The organism is Sunxiuqinia dokdonensis, assembly GCF_001270965.1.
GTDB classification, from domain to species: Bacteria; Bacteroidota; Bacteroidia; order Bacteroidales; family Prolixibacteraceae; genus Sunxiuqinia; species Sunxiuqinia dokdonensis.
On record NZ_LGIA01000053.1, the window covers coordinates 1 to 4,397 of the forward strand.

Here is a 4,397-nt window from a genome sequence, read left to right on the forward strand (position 1 = left end):
GATTTTGGAATTGAGCAGAGAGAAGCAAGCCCTTTACGAACGTATGCTCGAACTGGAAAAAGAAAAGAATGCCATCCTTGAAAAGCTGTTGAAAGCGAGGAAGTAGTCTTTTTCAAGGCGACTGCGGCAATCCATTCTTATCAGAGAATACTTCAAATATCAAAAAGTGGCGCAAGGGAAAACCGCACGTTTGCAAAAATACCCCAGGAAAAAACCCCTATGTCATATCCATCTACTTCTGATTGGCGAGGGAAAATGATTAAATGATGGACTTACAAGTCATTCAAAGCAAAATTCACGAAATCAGGGGCCAGCAGGTCATGTTGGACTTCGATCTGGCTCAACTATACGAAGTTGAGACCAAGGTGCTTAATCAGGCAGTTAAGCGAAATTCAAAGAGGTTTCCCGCTGATTTTATGTTCAAACTTACAGAGGCAGAATGGGGAATCTTGAAGTCACAATTTGTGACTTCAAGTTGGGGAGGTTCTAGAAAACCTCCTTCCGCATTCACTGAACAAGGTTTGGCCATGTTAAGTGGCATCCTCAATTCTGATAAAGCTATTGAGGTGAACATTAGTATTATGCGAGCCTTTGTCGCTATCCGGAAGTATATGATCCAAGCTGCTCCATCATCTCTTTCCGGGGAATTGGAAGAAATTAAGGAGCGCATCAAAGCCCTGGAAGAGATCGACGAAGAAAATGAAAAGAAGTTTGATGACATCTATATCGCGTTGACCCAACTGGCAATGAAGCAACAACTTGCTGTCAAATCACGCAACCCCATCGGGTTTATCAAACCAAAAGAATAAATAAAAAGTCGGAGTAACCGGAATTTGTCATTTTTGGGCTTTTTTAGCTCGTGATTTGTCATCACTAAAAAAAAGTAAACCCTGCTGGTACGGTTTTGCAAGCCATGGTACGCAATGCCCCAGACAAACGAGTTAAATATTTGCCTTACTACAGCTCAATTTGGTGGACTCGGCTTCCAGACCCACCGAAAACACAATTTATCAACATTTTTCACTTCCGCTGATTTTTTATTCAGAATTATTGTAACTTTCTGGCACCAAATAATTAACTGATAATGAAAACGACACCTGAATGCCCTCCAAAAACATACATTCAACATCTCCATATCTCATTAGTTTATGCACTCGCACATATCGACGGCACATCCTTTTATTGCAATCAGGAACTAACTTGATGAATGTACCAGGTACATATATACAGAAATGTTAGCGGTAATTAAAAGATTAGACACTTATGGACAAAATATCTTTAAGACAAATAGAAAATGCTTTTTTGCCTGCGAAAGAAATTTTGAATGCCGAAAATTTTGCAGGCAGAAAAGCTCATGTTATTGATTCATTTTCTGCTCTTATTTCAGAAGGAGCAAATATTGCAGTTGTCGGTAATAGAGGCATCGGAAAATCTTCCTTAGCGAGGCAAATAATCAATATAAGCCAAGGAAATAACGAATTACTTAAAAAGCTCGAAATCCAAAACGATGAGAAGCTCGACTTTTTAGCCATTTATATTGCTTGTGGAAATGCTGTGAATGATATTCAGGACTTGCTAGTTCGACTGTTAACAACAAGGGATTGTTTGCTTGAATGGATTTATGAAATTCCTACTGCAAAAAAGGAAATAGATAAAATTAATGCTGGAATCGACTTGAGACTTATAAAAGCTGGTGGCGAAGGAATTTCTGAAACTTCCCAAAAATCCGCTGTCAGCGAACATCAAGTTGATGTAATCTTTCAGAATGTGATTACCGACCTTTTGAAGCTAAAGATTGCCAAAGATGGAATTCTAATTGTCGTGGATGAGTTTGACCAAATTGAAAATCCGAAAGGTTTTGCAAGACTTTTAAAATCTCTCGCGACAAATGCTCCTGGATTAAAATTCTGCATAATTGGAGTTGCGAATGATATTCAGACACTTATTAAAGAACATGAAAGTTCCGATAGGTTATTTGCAGGAAGTGTTATCAATTTACCCTCCATGTCGCCAGAAGAATTAACGGAAATTATCAAAAATGCAGAAAGATCAGTGGGCAGTTATATAACGTTTACCGATAATGCGATCAATAAAATGGTTTCACTTGCAAATGGTCACCCATATATTATTCATCTCATTGGTAAACAGGCCTATCGATCTGCTTATTTAGAGGGGATATACGAATTGGATGATAGTTACATCGAACAAACTTTAAAGAATATTGCAGAAAAAGAAGCAGATCCGGTACTCGAAGGAAGATACAAAAAAACAGTAGCATCATCTTATCAACGTGAAGCGACTTTAAAATCGTTAGCAAGTTGCGTTCAAGTGGACGGTGAAGTTCATACAGGTGATGCTTATAAAATTGCTATAGACAAGCAAGTTGATAATCCAAGTCAATATGTTGGTCAAATGGTTACAGAAGATTATGGCGCTGAAATCATAAAAGTCAGAGATCGATATTATCGTTTCAAGGACTCATTGTTTTTGACATATGTAAAAGCTAGACCTTGGATTTTTAGTAATCAATAACTACTTCCAATAAATGGGACTTTAAGCGGCACGCAGTGCCCAGTATGAGCCACCGGATTGTTCCTTGCAGAACTTAGTGAGCGAAACTAGGGAGGAGGGAGTGACAGGCAACTCATAATTTGTACATTTACGTGTGTTAATTATTGGGTGGGCTGTCAGGCTCTACTCTATGCGGTTATTACAAAAAGACAAAAATGGCAAAAGGACTTTTAGGTGGAATGACTGATTATAACCATCAATCATTTTCTGACATTTTAAAGGACTTGGTTGAAGAAAGAGAACGAGCTATTTCGTTCAGAGACTCAATCCAACAAAATATTGACGTACTGACATTAAATGAATATTGGAAAAAGAATGTGCCAAATAATTTCAAAAGTATTGTGGCATATTCACTTCGACATTATAATACAGTAATCGCTGAACTAGAAGACATTCCTAAAGATTTGGACATTGAGGTTTTGGAACACCACGTAAATCGATTAAAAAGAATTTCAACTGTTGCTCAAGAAATCAATGTAAAAATTGGAAAACTTTGGCACAATGAATACGATTATAAAGATTATGGGAATGAAAATTTTGATTTAGTCGAAAATATTTATGGTGACACAAGAGATATGGCCGTTAACCTACTTGACATTGAGAATATTGCAGAAAGGCTTAAAGATTTTATAGGAAAGAAAAAACAAATAATGAAAAGAAATAATCCTTGGCTCTCGGGGTCATTTTATTTAGTGGCTGCAATCATTATAATAAGTGGACTCGGAGTTCTATCTAAAACCGTAGTCTGGTATCTTTTCCCAATAATTTTAATTGGGGGGATATTAATAATTGGTCTTGTTGGGATTTTGCAACTTAGAAACGATGATAGAATTAGCGACAGGTCATTCGTTTCTTTAATTAAAGAGACATTTAAAAGATTGCCGCTTCTAAATCAAATTAAAAAGAATGGAAAATAACTACCGCCAATAAATAGGAATATGAGTGGCGTGCAACGCCCAGCGATTACCCCGGCTCATCGGGATATGCACTAAAGCAGGCGGTTTGCGGCTGGACCCGGCTCATCGGGATATGTACCAAAGCAGGCGGTTTGAGGCCGGACCGGATGGGGCATCTGAACTCTTAACCCGCTCCGCCGGCTGAACATTCAAATAGAAATAAAACGAGATGAAACGACAAACAAAAAAGCATAATAACTTCGGGATATTAACTGGTTATGCGTCATTCTAGGGTGACCGTGCTAACATCAAATTGACAGAATAAAATTAACCAATGAAGGAAACGACAGATACCTTAGACACACTTTCGACTGCATCAGGACAGGCCGATAATTTTATTTTGTATGTTATCCTTTCACTTATCGTACTTGCAATTTTGATTTGGTTCATAATTCGTGAGAAGCAGAAGAAGGGGAAGAATAAAATTCAGCTACCAATAACAGGAACGAAAAAAGCTGAAGTTCCGATAAAACCAACGACAGCGACACCAATACCACAGACTAAAAAGCAGAGAACAGAAATTAGGAAAGAAGTTGTAGGAGAAATTAAGCAAGAGATTAAGCCAAAACTCGTAGTTCCACCACCACCCCAAGTTGAACCAATTCCCGAACCGTCAAAACCAAAATTTATCGGATACAATCCGATAAATCTTTTTGAACAAACAGAGCCGCTTAAATTCCCTTATGTGATAATGCCTAAACCGAATTGCATTATTAAATTTCCGCAAAGAGGGAGACGTGGACGAAAGGGGTACAAAGAAGAAGATTTTAAAATCTACTTGACAAAGCATTTCAAAACTTCATTTCAACTTTTTGACGACAGATATATTCTCTGCTTTCTCGTCAATAAAAGTAAAGTCAGGTTCATAAG

General features: G+C 37.7%; 4 protein-coding genes. All 4 read left to right on the forward strand.

Going from position 1 to position 4,397, the window contains the following annotated elements; translation table 11 throughout:
* Positions 1-263: 263 nt before the first annotated feature.
* Positions 264-809: an ORF6N domain-containing protein gene (locus NC99_RS05330; RefSeq protein WP_204374906.1), complete on the forward strand. Its 546-nt coding sequence runs from the start codon at positions 264-266 to the stop codon at positions 807-809.
* A gap of 454 nt (positions 810-1,263) precedes the next feature.
* Positions 1,264-2,532, forward strand: coding sequence for an nSTAND1 domain-containing NTPase (locus NC99_RS05335; RefSeq protein WP_053180623.1), 1,269 nt, complete (start codon positions 1,264-1,266; stop codon positions 2,530-2,532).
* Positions 2,533-2,726: 194 nt separating this feature from the next.
* Entirely contained in the window at positions 2,727-3,488 is a 762-nt protein-coding gene (locus NC99_RS05340) for a hypothetical protein (protein ID WP_157624489.1), read from the forward strand.
* Positions 3,489-3,801: 313 nt separating this feature from the next.
* Positions 3,802-4,397: hypothetical protein (locus NC99_RS05345; protein ID WP_204374907.1), on the forward strand; the 596-nt coding region annotated here is incomplete at its 3' end.

Bases quoted from the DNA above. Each gene is read 5' to 3' on its own strand.
- NC99_RS05330 (WP_204374906.1), top strand. From the start codon at position 264: ATGATGGACTTACAAGTCATTCAAAGCAAAATTCACGAAATCAGGGGC.
- NC99_RS05335 (WP_053180623.1), top strand. From the start codon at position 1,264: ATGGACAAAATATCTTTAAGACAAATAGAAAATGCTTTTTTGCCTGCG.
- NC99_RS05340 (WP_157624489.1), top strand. From the start codon at position 2,727: ATGGCAAAAGGACTTTTAGGTGGAATGACTGATTATAACCATCAATCA.